This is a genomic window from Bauldia sp. (assembly GCF_020442045.1).
Lineage (GTDB): Bacteria > Pseudomonadota > Alphaproteobacteria > Rhizobiales > Kaistiaceae > Bauldia.
In genome coordinates this window covers 1-14,872 of the sequence record NZ_JAGRLA010000113.1, presented here as the reverse complement: position 1 = coordinate 14,872, position 14,872 = coordinate 1, and the positions used below count along the sequence as shown (strand labels likewise).

17 protein-coding genes are annotated in these 14,872 nt (G+C 66.7%); 6 read left to right on the top strand and 11 right to left on the bottom strand.

Annotation, left to right across the window (positions count from 1 at the left end):
- Both KDJ86_RS13175 and KDJ86_RS13170 read right to left on the bottom strand, forming a co-directional pair.
- Window positions 1–896: coiled-coil domain-containing protein (locus KDJ86_RS13175; protein ID WP_291746530.1), on the bottom strand; the 896-nt coding region annotated here is incomplete at its 3' end.
- Window positions 897–1,051: 155 nt separating this feature from the next.
- Window positions 1,052–1,723 (bottom strand): DUF1134 domain-containing protein, encoded by a 672-nt coding sequence (locus KDJ86_RS13170; protein WP_291746527.1) that lies wholly within the window; start codon window positions 1,721–1,723, stop codon window positions 1,052–1,054.
- Between the two features lie 209 nt (window positions 1,724–1,932).
- Here KDJ86_RS13170 and chpT point away from each other — a divergent pair, with 209 nt between their 5' ends.
- Both chpT and KDJ86_RS13160 read left to right on the top strand, forming a co-directional pair.
- Window positions 1,933–2,610 carry a histidine phosphotransferase ChpT gene (chpT, locus tag KDJ86_RS13165; RefSeq protein WP_291746524.1) on the top strand — a complete coding sequence of 226 codons (678 nt, stop codon included), beginning with the start codon at window positions 1,933–1,935 and terminating at the stop codon, window positions 2,608–2,610.
- A gap of 85 nt (window positions 2,611–2,695) precedes the next feature.
- Entirely contained in the window at window positions 2,696–3,061 is a 366-nt protein-coding gene (locus KDJ86_RS13160) for a response regulator (RefSeq protein WP_291746522.1), read from the top strand.
- A 97-nt stretch (window positions 3,062–3,158) separates the two neighbouring features.
- On the opposite strand, the gene ctrA is transcribed toward KDJ86_RS13160, so the two are convergent.
- On the bottom strand, window positions 3,159–3,860 hold the full coding sequence (ctrA, locus tag KDJ86_RS13155; protein WP_291746519.1) for a response regulator transcription factor CtrA: 702 nt from the start codon (window positions 3,858–3,860) through the stop codon (window positions 3,159–3,161).
- A 428-nt stretch (window positions 3,861–4,288) separates the two neighbouring features.
- On the opposite strand from ctrA, the gene KDJ86_RS13150 reads away from it, so the two are divergent.
- Complete coding sequence (locus KDJ86_RS13150; RefSeq protein ID WP_291746518.1) at window positions 4,289–4,672, top strand: flagellar export protein FliJ; 384 nt, start codon at window positions 4,289–4,291, stop codon at window positions 4,670–4,672.
- 38 nt (window positions 4,673–4,710) lie between these two features.
- On the opposite strand, the gene KDJ86_RS13145 is transcribed toward KDJ86_RS13150, so the two are convergent.
- Window positions 4,711–5,328 carry a GNAT family N-acetyltransferase gene (locus tag KDJ86_RS13145; RefSeq protein WP_291746515.1) on the bottom strand — a complete coding sequence of 206 codons (618 nt, stop codon included), beginning with the start codon at window positions 5,326–5,328 and terminating at the stop codon, window positions 4,711–4,713.
- A gap of 6 nt (window positions 5,329–5,334) precedes the next feature.
- The gene (locus KDJ86_RS13140; protein WP_291746512.1) at window positions 5,335–5,601 is read right to left on the bottom strand and encodes a DUF3572 domain-containing protein; all 267 of its coding nucleotides are present in this window, start codon (window positions 5,599–5,601) and stop codon (window positions 5,335–5,337) included.
- 129 nt (window positions 5,602–5,730) lie between these two features.
- Here KDJ86_RS13140 and KDJ86_RS13135 point away from each other — a divergent pair, with 129 nt between their 5' ends.
- A complete protein-coding gene (locus KDJ86_RS13135; protein WP_291746509.1) occupies window positions 5,731–6,102 on the top strand; it encodes a response regulator in 372 nt (123 codons plus the stop codon).
- 12 nt (window positions 6,103–6,114) lie between these two features.
- On the top strand, window positions 6,115–7,479 hold the full coding sequence (locus tag KDJ86_RS13130) for a PleD family two-component system response regulator (protein ID WP_291746506.1): 1,365 nt from the start codon (window positions 6,115–6,117) through the stop codon (window positions 7,477–7,479).
- 363 nt (window positions 7,480–7,842) lie between these two features.
- Here the strand turns inward: KDJ86_RS13130 and KDJ86_RS13125 are convergent, their stop codons facing one another.
- On the bottom strand, window positions 7,843–8,244 hold the full coding sequence (locus KDJ86_RS13125) for a GFA family protein (RefSeq protein ID WP_291746504.1): 402 nt from the start codon (window positions 8,242–8,244) through the stop codon (window positions 7,843–7,845).
- Window positions 8,245–8,359: 115 nt separating this feature from the next.
- Entirely contained in the window at window positions 8,360–8,527 is a 168-nt protein-coding gene (rpmG, locus tag KDJ86_RS13120) for a 50S ribosomal protein L33 (RefSeq protein ID WP_291746501.1), read from the bottom strand.
- Window positions 8,528–8,611: 84 nt separating this feature from the next.
- On the opposite strand from rpmG, the gene KDJ86_RS13115 reads away from it, so the two are divergent.
- A complete protein-coding gene (locus tag KDJ86_RS13115; RefSeq protein WP_291746498.1) occupies window positions 8,612–9,544 on the top strand; it encodes an SMP-30/gluconolactonase/LRE family protein in 933 nt (310 codons plus the stop codon).
- On the opposite strand, the gene KDJ86_RS13110 is transcribed toward KDJ86_RS13115, so the two are convergent.
- From KDJ86_RS13110 to KDJ86_RS13095, 4 genes are all read right to left on the bottom strand, one after another.
- Window positions 9,532–10,713 (bottom strand): aminotransferase class I/II-fold pyridoxal phosphate-dependent enzyme, encoded by a 1,182-nt coding sequence (locus tag KDJ86_RS13110; RefSeq protein ID WP_291746495.1) that lies wholly within the window; start codon window positions 10,711–10,713, stop codon window positions 9,532–9,534. The two genes, KDJ86_RS13115 and KDJ86_RS13110, sit on opposite strands and share 13 nt — an antisense overlap.
- Window positions 10,714–10,759: 46 nt before the next feature.
- Window positions 10,760–11,245, bottom strand: coding sequence for a DUF983 domain-containing protein (locus tag KDJ86_RS13105; protein WP_291746492.1), 486 nt, complete (start codon window positions 11,243–11,245; stop codon window positions 10,760–10,762).
- Window positions 11,246–11,306: 61 nt separating this feature from the next.
- Window positions 11,307–13,604 (bottom strand): ribonuclease R, encoded by a 2,298-nt coding sequence (gene rnr, locus KDJ86_RS13100; RefSeq protein WP_291746490.1) that lies wholly within the window; start codon window positions 13,602–13,604, stop codon window positions 11,307–11,309.
- An 8-nt stretch (window positions 13,605–13,612) separates the two neighbouring features.
- On the bottom strand, window positions 13,613–14,872 hold a 1,260-nt coding region (locus KDJ86_RS13095; RefSeq protein ID WP_291746488.1), incomplete at its 5' end, for a topoisomerase C-terminal repeat-containing protein.

The window sequence follows — 14,872 nt, the reverse complement described above, 5'->3', positions numbered from 1 at the left end:
GTGGCATTCTGCAGCTCCGCCTTCAGCCTCTCGACCTCCTCGGAGCGGCGGGTCAGCTCGCGCAGCCGCTCGGTCCGCTCGGCCTCGAGCTGGGCGATCTCCGCCGTCACGCTTTCACGCCGGACCCGCTCGGCCGCGAGGTCCGATTGCAGCGACTTGACCTCGCCGGCGCGGCGTTCCAGGGCGGCGAGGCGGTCGACGCGCTCCGCCTCGAAGGCCGTGATCCGGGCCTCGAGTCCGGCGGCGCGGCGCTGCTCGGCGGCAAGCCTGGCCTGTTCCTCGGCGAGCGACGCCGCCAGCTCGTCGCGGGCCGTGCCGGTCCGGGTTTCGGCGGCCCTGGAGGCGGCGAGCGAATCGTTGAGATTGCCGATCGTCGTTTCGCGGGCGACCAGCTCCATCTTCTGTTCCTCGGACAGCACCTGGGCCGAGGCGAGATTGGCCTCGATCGCGGCGATCGCGGCCTTCTGTTCGTCGATCGTGCCTTCCCGCGCCGCCAATCCGGCCTTGGCCTCGGCGATCCGCGCCTCCGCGGCCTCGAGCTCGCCGACCAGTTCCGCACCGCGCGTCTCCAGTGCCTCGATGGTTTCGGCCTTGGCCGTGCGGTCGGCCTCGAGCCGGGCGATCTCGGTGCGGCTGCGGCTGATCTCGAGCAACTGGCCGTTGGCGCCGGCCTCGAGCCGCTCGACCTTCATCTCGAGCTGCCGGGCGCCGACCGCGAAGCCCGCGCGGAGCTGGTCCTTCTCGGCCTGGATCTCGGAAAGCGACATCGGCAATTCGCTTTCGATCCGGGTCCGGGCGAGCCGGTCGGCGCGGCGCCAGATCGCCGGGGCGACCGCAAGCGCCAGCAGGCCGGCTGTCAGCAGGCCCAGCACGAAGATCATGATCGCCTGGATCAACGGTCCCTGACTCCAACCATCGCGGATGACCGACACATGAATATCGGCGCGCCCTTTACCGGGGCAGCCCGGTTACCCCTATCCTAAACCGAAAGCTCCCGCCACGGCCAATGATGTCGGTCACAAGTCCGTAGGCGGGGTGCCGCCAAACGCGCTCAGAACGGGTTCCAGGTACGCGAACTGGTGAACTTCAGATAGCCGAAATTGACGCCGAGCCGGGCTCCGACGCCGGATACGATGGGTACGACATAGACGCCGCCGCGGGAAAGCACCGTCATCCCCAGTCCGGCGACGACATAGGCCGATCCGTTGACGCCGGCGAAGCGCCGGTAGAGCGAATCGACCGACGGCAGGTTGTAGATCAGCATCATCACACGGTCGCCATTCGCGCCGACATCGAGGCCGATCGACGGGCCCTGCCAATAGACCTGATATTGCCCCGCATTCTTGGTGTAGAGGGTCCCTTCGCCGTATCGCGCACCGCCAACGAAGGCGCCGCTCGCCTCCTTGCCGATGATGTAGCCGTTGGGCAGCCCGTAGCTGCCGGCGGCATGCTCGACGATGCTCGCCATGCCCTGCGAGACCTCGCCGAAAAACTGGTGGCCGACATCGATCAGCTCGTTCGCGCCGAAAGTCGATTGTGGCTGCGGGGTGGGGCCGGGCGATACGACCTCGTAGCCGGGCGTCCCCGGCTGCGCGGGATAGACCGTGGTCCGGTCGCTTGCCGGCGGTGGCGGCGCCGCCGTCTGCGCGGCGGCCGGGCCGCCTGCCATCGCCAACAGGACGAAAAGGACCAGGCACCCGGCCTGGCGAAACCTACCGATCATCTCTCGATCCCTGTCTTCGCCGGCCTTCGGTCCCGGCGGGCGCCCGCGAATCGCGTTTCCAAGGCGCGAGTCTAGTCGAAAAATGGGCGGTACGGCGGCGCCGATGGCGGCGGCCGGGCGTGGTTGGCAGGCGGATGGGACCGGTGTATCCGGAGCATTGGCGATGGGCGGCTTTGATTCGCGGCAACCAAGGAAAGAGGGGAGGCGTTATGACCGACCAGGCCGAACTGGGGGCGCTTGATCTCGCCGCGCTGCTTTGCAGCCGGGTCTGCCACGACATCATTTCCCCGGTCGGGGCGATCATCAATGGCCTCGAGGTCCTCGACGAGGACAACAGCGAGGACATGAAGGAATTCGCCTTCGACCTCATCCGGCGAAGCGCCAGGCAGGGCTCGGCCAAGCTGCAATTCGCCCGGCTCGCCTTCGGGGCCGCCGGGTCGGTCGGCGCCGAGATCGACCTCGCCGATGCCGAGAAGGTGGCAACCGGCTACATGGAGGGCGAGAAGGCGGACTTCACCTGGGTCGCGCCCCGCGTCCTGATGCCGAAGAATCTGGTCAAGCTGCTGCTCAACCTCATCCTGCTGGCCAACACCGCCGTGCCGCGCGGCGGTACGGTCAACGTCGTCGTCGAGGGAGACGCGGCCGCGCCGCGTTTCACGCTCCGTTCGGTCGGGCCGACCGCGCGGGTTCCCGCCGCCTTCGAGAAGCTGGTGCCGGGGGAGGTCGAGGGCTCCGAGATCGATGCCCAGTCGGTGCAAGCCTATTATGCGGGCGCGCTGGCGCGGAGCTGCGGGATGGCGATCACCGCCGCGCTCGATGGCGAGGATGTCGTCATCGCCGCGGCGCCGTCGGTGCCGGCGGCCTCCGCCATCTCAGCGGAATCTTAACGTTTGGCGGCAAGATTCCGCTGATCCGCGGCAATTCGCGCGGTGCTGGAGGCGCCGGAGACGATCCGGCGCCGGGGTGGTCGTGATGAGACAGTGCCTGGTGGTCGACGATTCGTCGGTGGTGCGGAAGGTCGCCCGGCGCATCTTCGAGGATCTCGGGTTTTCGGTCGGCGAGGCGGAAGACGGCGAGCAGGCGCTGGAATCGTGCCGGCGCGGCATGCCCGACATGATCATGGTCGACTGGAACATGCCCAGGGTCAGCGGGGTCGAATTCCTGACCGCGCTCCGCGCCGCGGATGGCGGCGACCGCCCGATGGTGCTGTTCTGCGCCAGCGAGAATGATGCCGGCCATATCACCCGCGCCCTCAGGGCCGGGGCGGACGATTACCTCCTCAAGCCGTTCAACCGCGAGATCATCGAGGCCAAGCTGCAGGAAGTCGGCATTCTCTGAACGATGCCGGGCGGATCACGGATATCCGCAAAAAAAAGAGCCCCGCCGGAAGGAAGCGGGGCTTTTGTTCTTGTTGGCACCACGGGAGGAAAGGGAATCAGGCGCTTTCGCGGATCTCCTGGTCGTCGGGTTCGCGCAGGACATAGCCGCGTCCCCATACCGTCTCGATGTAATTCTGTCCGCCGGTCGCCGCCGCGAGCTTCTTTCTCAGCTTGCAGATGAACACGTCGATGATCTTCAGCTCCGGCTCGTCCATGCCGCCATAGAGGTGATTGAGGAACATCTCCTTGGTCAGCGTGGTGCCCTTGCGCAGCGAGAGCAGCTCGAGCATCTGATATTCCTTGCCGGTCAGATGCACGCGCTGGCCGTTGACCTCGACCGTCTTGGTGTCGAGGTTCACCGTCAGCTCGCCGGTGGTGATAACGGATTGGGCGTGGCCCTTGGACCGGCGCACGATCGCGTGGATGCGCGCGACCAGCTCGTCCTTGTGGAACGGCTTGGTCATATAATCGTCAGCGCCAAATCCAAGGCCACGGACTTTGTCCTCGATCCCGGCGAGGCCGGAGAGGATCAGAATCGGTGTCTTGACCTTGGAGACCCGGAGTGACCGGAGGACCTCGTAGCCGGACATGTCCGGCAGGTTGAGGTCGAGAAGGATGATGTCGTAGTCATAGAGCTTGCCGAGGTCGACCCCTTCCTCACCGAGGTCGGTGGTGTAGACGTTGAAACTCTCGGACTTGAGCATCAGCTCGATGCTCTGCGCGGTAGCGCTGTCGTCTTCGATCAATAAGACTCGCATGCCAAACCCCCTGGCCTGCCCCTCGGACTTGGCGGACCGGCTTTTCCGGCCGGCACCAAGGAACGATTAACCTCGATTCGCAACGCTACCTGCCATTGGTTAACAAAAACTGATTCTGTTGCACAAGCGAATTAACGAGAAATCTTCGTGAATCGTTCCATTGCACTGACTTTATGGACAATTCTAACGATTAACTTCTTGTTAACCTGATTGAAGAAATCCCACTAACCGATTCACATGACTCGGACAATTCGGGTGCTTTGACCGGACCTCGGTTTACCCCGAATTAAGCCATCTCGGTCATGATTAACGCGACGAGTAAACGAAAGGTTACCGGCGGCTGTCCGCCAATGCCGTTCGCAACAGTCAGAACAAGAGGGATGCCGCCGGTTCAGCGCGGCGATCAGTGAGGCTGAGGGAGTGTTGTCATGAAGTCGCGGGAAAGCCTGATCCGGCTGAAGCGTTTCAGGGTCGAGGAAAAGCGCCGCCAGGTCGCGCAGATCGAGAGCATGATCGCCGAATTCGAGAGGATGGCCACCGACCTCGATGCCCAGATCGCTGCCGAGCAGGAGCGCAGCGGCATCAAGGACGCAACGCATTTCGCCTATCCGACCTTCGCCAAGGCGGCGTCGCAGCGGCGCGACAACCTGGTGGCCTCGGCCGAGGAGTTGAAGGAGCAGCTCGCGGCGGCCAATGCCGAATTCACCGAGGCGAGCGAGGAGCTGGACAAGATCGAGGCGTTGGCCGAGCGCGGCGCGGGCGATCGCGTCGCGGATCCCAATCAGCCGCCGCGTACTGCCACCGCGCGCTGATCCGCGCGGGGCTCCCGGGGGCGGGCCCGGGCTTCGGACTAGGTCTTTGCCCTGATGACCGGGATGTGCGGCGCCGCCTTGTCCGACATGGCGCCGGACAGCCGCGGGTCGTCCATCACCTCGATCGCGAACTTGTAGGGCCGGAAGCCCGCCCGCCGGTAGAAGCGGAGCGCGGACGGATGGTCGTTGGTGCAGGTGTGGAGCCATACCCGCCGGACCCCCGGGCCGAAGGCCGCGTCGAGGACAGCTTCCATCAGATGATGGGCGGCGCCGGTGCCGACCGCTTCGGGCACGACTCCGAACATGACGATCTCGACCTCGCCCGGCCGCCGCCGGTCGAGCTCGGCGACTCCCAGGGTTTCCCGGCCGCGCTCGACAGCGTGGATTTCGACACCGGGATCGCGCATCAGCGCCGCGAGCTCCGCCTCGGGCATCAGCGGAATGTGAACCCACAGCCACTCTTCGCCGATGCTGCCGATGATCGCGCGGTACCAGTCCGGCGACGGGTGGTCGAGCTTGCGGATGCACCAACCCTCGGTCCGCGGCGCCGCCGTCGGCGCGGGCCGTTGGGTCATCTCCAGATAGGTCACGACATTGGCGAGCTTGCCGGGCGGCAGGTCGGTATAACCGTCGAGCTTGAGCGGAATGGTCTCCATCGCCGGTCAGCCGCCGGTTTCCAGGGCGCGACGGGCCTCGGCTATGCTTTCGGGCGGCATGCCGGCCTGGGTGGCGAAGGCGATCAGAAGCCGTTCGTCGCCGAGGTAATGGTCGAGGACGCCGCCGAGGAAGCCCGGCTTCGCAGCGTTTTCGCGAATGGTTTCAGGGGCGAGGCCGGTCAGCGCCATGAACCGGTCGAGGTCTTCGGGGCGCGAGGCGAGAAAGGCAAGGGCCTGGACGGCGACCGTTTCGGCGTTGCCGCGTGTCGCCATTTCGGGCGGTTTCGATGAATTTCGCCTGTGCATATTTGCCTTTCCGAAAGAAATCTCAGCTAATTGTGAACATACAAGAGTCGCCGACACAAGAATCGGTGCCCGGCGTTCGAACCTCTGGATTCCCGCATGCCCAAGACCGTGCTCGTCGTGGAGGATAATGAGCTCAACATGAAGCTCTTTCACGACCTGCTCGAGGCGAGCGGCTACGACACCATCGAGACGCGCAACGGTCTCGAGGCGATCGATCTGGCGCGGACGCACCGGCCGGACCTGATCCTGATGGATATCCAGTTGCCGGAGGTGTCCGGGCTCGAGGTGACCAAATGGATCAAGGAGGACGACGACCTGAGGTCGATTCCTGTGATCGCGGTCACCGCCTTCGCGATGAAGGGCGACGAGGAGCGTATCCGGCAGGGCGGCTGCGAGGCGTATCTGTCAAAGCCGATCTCGGTGGTGAAATTCATCGAGACCGTGAAATCGTATCTGGGCGACGGGTAGGGGGATCGCTGGATGACCGCGCGCGTACTTGTCGTCGATGACGTTGCTGCCAACGTCAAGCTGCTCGAGGCGCGGCTGACGGCGGAATATTTCGAGGTGGTGACCGCGACCAGCGGCGCGGAGGCCCTCGATATCTGTTCCCGCGGCCTCTGCGATATCGTGCTTCTCGACGTGATGATGCCGGGGATGGACGGGCTCGAGGTCTGCCGGCGGATCAAGGCCGATCCGAGGACCGCCCATATCCCCGTGGTCATGGTGACGGCGCTCGACCAGCCCGCCGACAGGGTCAGCGGCCTCGAGGCCGGCGCCGACGACTTCATCGCCAAGCCGGTCGACGACATGGCGCTGGCGACGCGGGTCAAGAGCCTGGCCAGGCTGAAGACGCTGACCGACGAACTGATGATGCGCGCCGCGACCTCGACCGAGATCGGCTTCGACGAGGCGATGGATCCGAGGACCATTTCCGGCGAGGGCGGCCGGATCCTGCTGGTCGAGGACATGGAGGCAAGCGTCGATCGGATCGTCCGGACGCTCTCCCCGCTTCACACCGTCGATGTCAACGCCGATCCCCAGGAGGCCTTGTTCGCCGCGGCCGAGAATGACTATGACCTGGTCGTCGTCAGCCTCAGCCTCAGCGGCATCGACGGCCTGAGGCTCTGCTCGCAGCTCCGCTCCCTCGACCGGACCCGGCAGATTCCGATCCTGGTCATCGTCGATCCGGACGACAGGCAGCGGCTGCTGCGCGGGCTCGACATCGGGGTCAACGACTATCTCCTGCGCCCGATCGACCGCAACGAGCTGCTGGCGCGGGTCCGGACCCAGATCAAGCGCAAGCGCTTCTCCGACCGGCTTCGCGACAATGTCCAGATGACCCTGGAAATGGCGGTCACCGACGGCCTTACCGGGCTGCACAACCGGCGTTATCTCGAACGCCACCTGACGTCGCTGGTCCGTCAGGCCCAGGATCGCGGCAAGCCGCTGTCCCTGCTGGTGCTCGACATCGATCATTTCAAGATGGTCAACGACGTCCACGGCCATCTCGTCGGCGACGATGTCTTGCGCGAATTCTCGCGGCGGGTCCGCAAGGCGGTCCGCGGCATCGACCTCGTCTGCCGGCTTGGTGGCGAGGAGTTCATCGTCGCCATGCCCGATACGACCTCCGCGCTGGCGGTTCTGGTCGGCGAGCGGATACGGCAGAAGATCGCCGGCGAGCCCTTCCAGGTGACCAATGGCTCGTCGCTGGAGATCACGGTTTCGATCGGGGTCAGCTCGCTCGAATCCGCTTCCGATACGCCGGAGGCCCTGATGAAGCGCGCCGACGAGGCGCTCTACGGGGCCAAGCGTGGCGGGCGGAACCGGGTTTCGGCCGCCGCCTGACGCCGGCAAAAGGCCGGTCTTTCGGCAACCAGGCCGGGCATTAAGGATAACATTTTACTAAGACTGGAACTTCCGCCGGCCGAAACATCGAATTTGTTTCAATTCTGCGTGGCCTGGGGATAAGTTTTCCGTGGCAAATCTGGTGACGGACCAGTGTTGCAGAAATGCGACATCCGCTCGAAAGCCAGTACGAAAACCCTGCGGAGTGCTCAGGTCCGCCGCATCTCCTGGGTCCGTAGGGTCGGCCGGTTCCGGAACGGTGTGAGTGGCCTCCTCGTACAAACCCGTTCTGGGCCGGCCACTATCAGGTCGGCCGCGCCCGGGGCGTGGGGTGTCCCCGCAATCGCCACGTCCTTTGCGGCGTCAGCCCGGCCGGCCGGGCATCATCGCTACATCCTCGAGATGATCGTCCCACGCCGCTCTGTCGTCGACGAAGATATGGGCATCCGGCCGTATCGCGAGGGGCGTGTCGAGGCTGCCGGCCGGGACGACGAGGCGACCGTCCTTCTGGACATTGGGCAGGGCCGAGCCGCAGCTCGCGCAGAAGGCTCTGGTGTGTCGCGTCCGCGGCAGCACGAACGTGGCGATGTTGTCCTCGCCGCTTACCCAGCGCAATGTCGCCGTGGCGGAAAACAGGTTGGCGGCATGCGCCGACCCGGTGTCCTTCCGGCAGCGGTCGCAATGGCAGAGGAAGAAGCGGTCGAAAGCGCCATCGACCTCGAAGCGCACGGTTCCGCAGAGGCAGGAACCCCGATGGTCGCTCATCAGCGGCAAACTCCCCGGTGAAACGAAAAAGCGCACCGCCATGGCGATGCACTTTTTCTGAATGCCCACGCAGGCGACGGTCGCCCGCGGACGCGAAGCCTTCGGCGGAAACCGCCTACTTGATCTTCGCTTCCCGGAATTCGACATGCTTGCGGGCGACGGGATCGTATTTCTTCATCGCCAGCTTCTCGGTCTGGGTGCGGGTGTTCTTCTTGGTGACGTAGTAATAGCCCGTGTCCGCGGAGCTGACGAGCTTGACCTTGATGGTGGTGGCCTTGGCCATTTTCACTATCCCTTCGGAGATTTGGGCGCCAAACTACGGTCGGCGGACCGAAAGTCAAGCTGCCGGTTTCGAAAGGCCTGTCGGATGTTGAATTCCCGTCGGTTGGCGGCCTTCGGCCCGCTCCTGGCCCTCGTCCTCGCGGCGGCGTCCGCCGGCGCGGCGACGAGCGGGCTGACCACCATCAACCCGAAATCCGCCTATCCCGAGGGGCCGTCCTACCGCGACGGCATCCTCTACTACACGGAGATGGGCAGCGACCGGGTGATGACCTGGGACGGGCGGGAGAACCGTGTCCTGTGGTCGCGGCGCGGCTGCTATCCGACCACGGTCGCGCAGTGGCGGGACAGCGAGATGATCGTCCTGTGCCATCGCCAGGAGCTGCTCGCCCGGATCGACCGGTCGGGCGGGACACTGGGACTGATCGAGGCCGATGATACGGGCCGTGGTTTCCCGACTCCCAACGCGGCGACACCCGACGGCGAGGGCGGCCTCTATTTCTCGTCCTCCGGAATGTTCTCTCCCCAGGCGCCCGCCACGGGCGCGGTCCTCTACCTGGATGCGAAGGGTGGCCTCCGGCGCGTCGCCGACGGCATCCACTATTCCAATGGCGTCGCCCTGTCGCCGGACGGGCGCACGCTCTTCGTCTCGGAGCATCTTTCGCGAAACGTCCTCGCCTTCGACGTCGCGGCGGATGGCGGCCTGTCGGGGCGCCGGATCTTCCTGCATCTCGACGACATCGTCGGCGCCGACCCCGACCGCGGCTGGGAAGTCGGGCCGGACGGGCTCGCCGTCGATCGCGAGGGCAACCTCTTCATCGCCGAATATGGCGGCGGCCGTATCCTCGTCGTCGATCGGGCGGGGAGCCTCCGCGCCACGATCCGGGTACCGGAAGCCTATGTCACCAGCATGGTGCTGGTCCCCGACGAGTCGCGGCTCTTCATCACCGCCCCGGCGACGATCTTCGCCACCGGCGGCGCGGTCTACTCGGCCGCCAACCCGCTCCGTCAGCCGGACTGAGCGACCTCGCGGAATGCGGGCAGCGATTTCTCGACCATCGCATCGGAAGCCGTCAGGCTGATGCGGAAATAATCCGGGGCGTTGAGGATCGATCCCGGCATGACGAAGACGTCGCGGTCGGCCAGCGCATTCCACGGGTCGTTGGCGCCGCCGCTCGGCCAGCGGCTGAACAGGTAGAAGGTGCCTTCCGGGGCAAGCACCTCGTAGCCGGCCTCCGACAGGGTGGCCATCAGCGTGTCGCGACGCCGGGTCAGCGCCGCGATATCGATCGAGAGCCCTTCCAGGTCGGGGATGGCGTATTGCATCAGCGCGTTGGGGAAAGTCCAGCCGAGCGCCATCTGAGTGGGGAAGCAGGCGTCGCGCAGCGCCTCGCGGTCGGCCCGCGGCATCAGCGGCGAAACCGCCAGATAGCCGAGCCGCTGGCCCGGCGCGAGCAGCACCTTGCCATAGCTGTAGCTGATCATCGTCCAGGGATAGATCGCCGCCGGACTGACGAAGTCGCGTCCTTCGAAGCGAAGGCGACGGTAGGGTTCGTCGGAGACCAGGAAGATGCGGCGGTTGTTCCTCGCCGAGGCCCGCTCGAGCAGCCCGGCGAGCGCGCCGAGGCTGTCGGCGTCGTAGATGCGTCCGGTCGGGTTGTGCGGCGTGTTGACGATCACCATCCGGGTCTTCGGGGTGATCGCCGCCTCGATCGCCGCGAGGTCGAGGTCGAAGCTCCCGGCGGTCAGTATCACCTTCTTCGCCACCGCCCCGGCGAGCTCGAGCATCGGCTCGTAGCAGAACCACGCCGGCTCGGAGAAGATCGCCTCGTCGCCGGGTTCGAGCACCAGGCGCATCGCCACCGACAGGGCCACGAAGGCGCCCGGCGTCAGGGCGATATCCTCGGTCTCGAAGGCGAGGCCGAGCTCCGCCGACAGGCGTTCGGCGACGAAGGCGGCGGGTTCTTCCTCGCTCGTCTTGTAGGCGAACCAGTTCTGGTCGCCGGGCACGGCGCGTTCGCGCAGCGACGTGACGAGCCCCGCGAGGGGCATCTCATGCGGGTTGCCGAAGGTGAAGTCGGCGATGCCCTCGGCGAAGCGCCGGTCGGCATAGCGGGAGCGGAAGTAGAAATCGGCAACGGGCTTGAACGCGCCCGACGCGGCGACAACACGGCTCGCAACTTCAGTCATCAAAATCCCCTCCGGCTCGTTCCGGCGCGGCGGAACGGGTCGGAGGTTATCCGTTTTCGGCTGCCGCGTCGCCGGGAAGATATCCCTCGGGCATCGCATCGGGATCGCCGCGCGGGTCGAAACCGTGCATGTAGAGGGCCCATTGCAGGGCGATGATGGTGCCCTTGATCGGCCGGAGCAGGCCCAGCGTCATGGCGAGCGTCAGCGGCATCCAGATCGCGACATGCGCCGCGTTGGACAGGTCGGTCAGCAGGAAGACCGTGACCATGATCGGCACGATCACATGGCCGACGATCAGGATGGTGAAATAGGGCGGCGCGTCGTCGGCGCGCTGGTGGCTGAGATCCTCGCCGCAGACACGGCATTCCGGCAGGGGCTTCAGATAGCCGGCGAACAGCGCGCCTTTGCCGCAATTCGGACAGCGGCAGCGGAATCCGCGACGCATCGCCCGGAACAGGTCGCGCTTCGGCAGGCCGAGATCGTTGAGCTCGGTGTCGGGGTGCCTGGTCGGGACGCTCGGCGAGGTTTCCATGCCGTCCGAGTTAGGCCGAATGGCCGTGGCGATCAAGCCGTCCGGCAAAGATGTCGCAATGTCATCGCCGCTTGCGGGATGCCTTGCCGGGCCCCTTCCTGGCGCGGCTCCGCGCCTTGCCGGCCTTGCCCCGTGCCGGCTTGCGGCCGGCCGAGGGACGCTCCTTCTTCGGGAGGATGCGTCCTTCCGACAGCAGCTCGAAGCGGAGCGCGCCGGCGAGCGGCGCGGCCTCGATCAGCTTGACCTCGACGGAATCGCCGAGCCGGTGGGTCTCGCCGGTCGCCTGGCCGGTCACCGCGCGGCGCGCCTCGTCATAGACGAAATAGTCGTTGCCGAGCGAGCGCATGGGCACGAAGCCGTCGGCGCCGGTCTCGTCGAGCTTGACGAAGAGCCCGGCGCGGGTGACGCCCGCGATCCGGCCGTGGAAGGAGGCGCCGACGCGGTCGGCCAGCCAATGCGCCACCAGCCGGTCGATGGTGTCGCGCTCCGCCGCCATGGCGCGGCGCTCGGCCGCCGAGATCTGGGCGGCGATCTCCGGCAGCTCGGTCTCGATCCCCTTCGGCAGCCCGCCGGCGCCGAGCTTCAGCGCGCCGATCAGGGCGCGATGGACGATCAGGTCGGCATAGCGGCGGATCGGCGAGGTGAAGTGGGCATAGCGGCGGAGATTGAGGCCGAAATGGCCGATATTCTCCGGGTGGTATTCGGCCTGGGACTGGGTGCGGAGCACCACCTCCTGGAGGAGCTGGTCGTGCTCGCCTCCCCGCGCCCGGGCGAGGATCTGGTTGAAATGGGAGGGGCGCAGGTTGCCGCCCTTCGGAAAGGTCATGTCGACCGACTTCAGGAAGTCGCGCAACGCCTCGAGCTTTGCCAGCGATGGCGTGTCGTGGATGCGGTAGACCAGCGGCGAGCGCTTCGCCTCCAGCGTCTCGGCGGCGGCGACATTCGCCTGGATCATGAATTCCTCGATCAGCCGCATCGATTCGAGGCGCTCGGGAACGATCACCCGCTCGATCGAGCCGTCCTTGCCGAGGACCAGCCGGCGTTCCGGCAGGTCGAGCTCGAGCGGGCTGCGGTCGTCGCGGCCGCGGCGGAGCGCCTCGTAGGCCTGCCACAGCGTCTTCAGCGCATCCAGCACCCGGCGATCGGCATCGATCGCCTCGCCGTCGAAGGCCTTCTGGGCCACCGGGTAGGGGAGCTTCGCGGCCGAGCGCATCATCACCCGGTGGAACGTGTGGCCGCGCTTCCTGCCATCCGCCGTGAACACCATGCGGACCGCCAGGGCGGGGCGGTCCTCGCCCTCGCGCAGCGAGCAGAGGTCGTTGGAGATCCGTTCGGGCAGCATCGGCACCACCCGGTCGGGGAAGTAGACCGAGTTGCCGCGCTTCAGCGCCTCGCGGTCCATCGCCGAGCCGGGCGTCACATAGGTGGCGACGTCGGCAATGGCGACGGTGACGATGAAGCCGCCCTTGTTGTCGGGATCGGCGTCGGCGACCGCGCAGACCGCGTCGTCATGGTCCTTGGCGTCGGCCGGGTCGATGGTGACGAGCGGCAGGTCGCGCCAGTCCTCGCGGCCCTTCGGCGTTACCGGCTTGGCGGCGTCCGCCTCGGCCAGCACCTCCTTCGGGAAGACATGCGGGATGCCGTGGGAGAGGAGCGCGATCAGGCTGACCGCCTTCTCGTTCCTCATCGAGCCGATGACCTCGGCGATCCTCGCCCGGTCCTGTCCGTAGCGGCCTGAACGCGACACCGTGACGGTGACGAGGTCGCCTTCCTTGATGTCCCCCGCGCCGTCGGGGTCGATCGGCAGCACCTTCTGCTTGCGGTCGACCGGTTCGAGCTGCGGGCCTCCCGGTCCCTCGCGATAGACGCCGAGCACCGTCGCGGGACGCGCCGCCAGGACCTTGATGACCCGCGCCGCGTAGGCGAAGCCGCCGCCGGCGCCGTCCTTCGACAGGCGGGCGAGGATGCGGTCGCCGACGCCGGCGGTCGGGCCCTTGGCCTTGCCGCGATTGGGCAGGACGAGGATGCGGGGCGCGCTTCCCTGCTCCTCGAGCCATTCCGCCGGCTCGGCGACGAGGTCGCCGTCGGCGTCCCGGCCGGTCACCTGGAGCACGGTCACCGACGGCAGGTCGCCCGAGCGGTTGAGCTTGCCGCGCCGCTTCTCGACGACGCCGTCCTCGGCTAGTTCCTTGAGCAGCGCCTTGAGCGGGATCCGGTCGGCGCCCTTGATGCCGAAGGCGCGCGAAATCTCACGCTTGCCGGCATTGCCGGGGTTGTCGGCGATGAAGGCGAGAATCTCTTCGCGTGTCGGGAAAGGCCGCTTCGTCGTCGTTTTCCTGCCGGTCGATTTCTTCGCCAAGGTCGGCTCTATTCGGCGGCCTGGTCGGGCGTCGCCGCCTTCGGCTTGGCGGCCCTGGCTCGGCTCGCCTTCGGCTTGGCGGCCGCCTTGGTGGACTTGGCCTTGGTCGCCTTGCGCCGGCTGGCCGGCGCCTTCCCGGCCTTCTCCGCGAGAAGCCCCAGCGCCTGGTCCATCGTCACCTCCTCGGGCTTGAGGTCCTTGGGCAGGGTGGCGTTGATCTTGCCGTGGTTGACATAGGGGCCGTAGCGACCGTCGCGGACGGTGATCGGGCCACCCGCGGTCGGATGGTCGCCGAGCGTCTTCAGGGCCTTCGGCGTGGCCCTGCCGCGGCCGCGGCCGCCACCGGCCTTCTTCTCGGCGATCAGCGAGACCGCGCGGTTGAGGCCGACGGAGAAGACTTCCTCGACCGAATCGAGATTGGCATAGGTACCGTCGTTGAGGACGAAGGGGCCATAGCGGCCGATGCCGGCGGTGATCATCGTGCCGGTCTCCGGATGCGGACCGACCTCGCGCGGCAGGGCGAGCAGCGCCAGCGCCCGTTCGAGGTCGATGGTCACCGGGTCCCAGCCCTTGGGCAGGCTCGCGCGCTTCGGCTTCTTGTTCTCCTCGTCGGCCTCGCCGAGCTGGAGATAGGGGCCGAAGCGGCCGGTCCGGACGGTGACGGCAAGGCCGCTCTCCGGGTCCTGGCCGAGCTCGCGCACGCCGTCGGCGCCGAGCTCGCCGCCATTGCCGTTCTCGCCATTGACCGCGAGCTGGCGGGTGTAGCGGCATTCGGGATAGTTCGAGCAGCCGATGAAGGCGCCGAACTTGCCGAGCTTCAGCGACAGTCGGCCGGTCCCGCAGGACGGGCATTGGCGCGGGTCGCCGCCATCGGCGCGCTGCGGGAAGATATGCGGCCCGAGCAGTTCGTTCAGCGAATCCAGGACCTCGGAGACGCGCAGCTCCTTGGTGTCGCCGACATCGGCGGAGAACTGCTTCCAGAACTCGCGCAGCACGTCCTTCCAGGAGATGTCGCCGTTCGAGATCTTGTCGAGCTTCTCTTCAAGATCGGCGGTGAAGTCGTATTCGACGTAGCGCTTGAAGAAGCTCGACAGGAAGGCGGTGACCAGACGGCCCTTGTCCTCGGGGATGAGCTGGCGCTTCTCGAGCCGCACATAGTCGCGGTCGCGCAGCACCGACAGCGTCGAGGTATAGGTCGACGGCCGGCCGATGCCGAGCTCTTCCATCTTCTTGATCAGCGTCGCCTCGGTGTAGCGCGGCGGCGGCTC

What these genes read in the sequence shown, in the direction of transcription:
- KDJ86_RS13140 (WP_291746512.1), bottom strand. Translation starts at nt 5,601, where the DNA reads ATGGCGACACGCGGCAACGCCGAAACGGTCGCCGTCCAGGCCCTTGCC.
- ctrA (WP_291746519.1), bottom strand. Translation starts at nt 3,860, where the DNA reads ATGCGAGTCTTATTGATCGAAGACGACAGCGCTACCGCGCAGAGCATC.
- KDJ86_RS13170 (WP_291746527.1), bottom strand. Translation starts at nt 1,723, where the DNA reads ATGATCGGTAGGTTTCGCCAGGCCGGGTGCCTGGTCCTTTTCGTCCTG.
- KDJ86_RS13110 (WP_291746495.1), bottom strand. Translation starts at nt 10,713, where the DNA reads ATGACTGAAGTTGCGAGCCGTGTTGTCGCCGCGTCGGGCGCGTTCAAG.
- KDJ86_RS13115 (WP_291746498.1), top strand. Translation starts at nt 8,612, where the DNA reads ATGTTGAATTCCCGTCGGTTGGCGGCCTTCGGCCCGCTCCTGGCCCTC.
- rpmG (WP_291746501.1), bottom strand. Translation starts at nt 8,527, where the DNA reads ATGGCCAAGGCCACCACCATCAAGGTCAAGCTCGTCAGCTCCGCGGAC.
- KDJ86_RS13130 (WP_291746506.1), top strand. Translation starts at nt 6,115, where the DNA reads ATGACCGCGCGCGTACTTGTCGTCGATGACGTTGCTGCCAACGTCAAG.
- KDJ86_RS13125 (WP_291746504.1), bottom strand. Translation starts at nt 8,244, where the DNA reads ATGAGCGACCATCGGGGTTCCTGCCTCTGCGGAACCGTGCGCTTCGAG.
- KDJ86_RS13135 (WP_291746509.1), top strand. Translation starts at nt 5,731, where the DNA reads ATGCCCAAGACCGTGCTCGTCGTGGAGGATAATGAGCTCAACATGAAG.
- chpT (WP_291746524.1), top strand. Translation starts at nt 1,933, where the DNA reads ATGACCGACCAGGCCGAACTGGGGGCGCTTGATCTCGCCGCGCTGCTT.
- KDJ86_RS13160 (WP_291746522.1), top strand. Translation starts at nt 2,696, where the DNA reads ATGAGACAGTGCCTGGTGGTCGACGATTCGTCGGTGGTGCGGAAGGTC.
- KDJ86_RS13145 (WP_291746515.1), bottom strand. Translation starts at nt 5,328, where the DNA reads ATGGAGACCATTCCGCTCAAGCTCGACGGTTATACCGACCTGCCGCCC.
- KDJ86_RS13150 (WP_291746518.1), top strand. Translation starts at nt 4,289, where the DNA reads ATGAAGTCGCGGGAAAGCCTGATCCGGCTGAAGCGTTTCAGGGTCGAG.
- KDJ86_RS13105 (WP_291746492.1), bottom strand. Translation starts at nt 11,245, where the DNA reads ATGGAAACCTCGCCGAGCGTCCCGACCAGGCACCCCGACACCGAGCTC.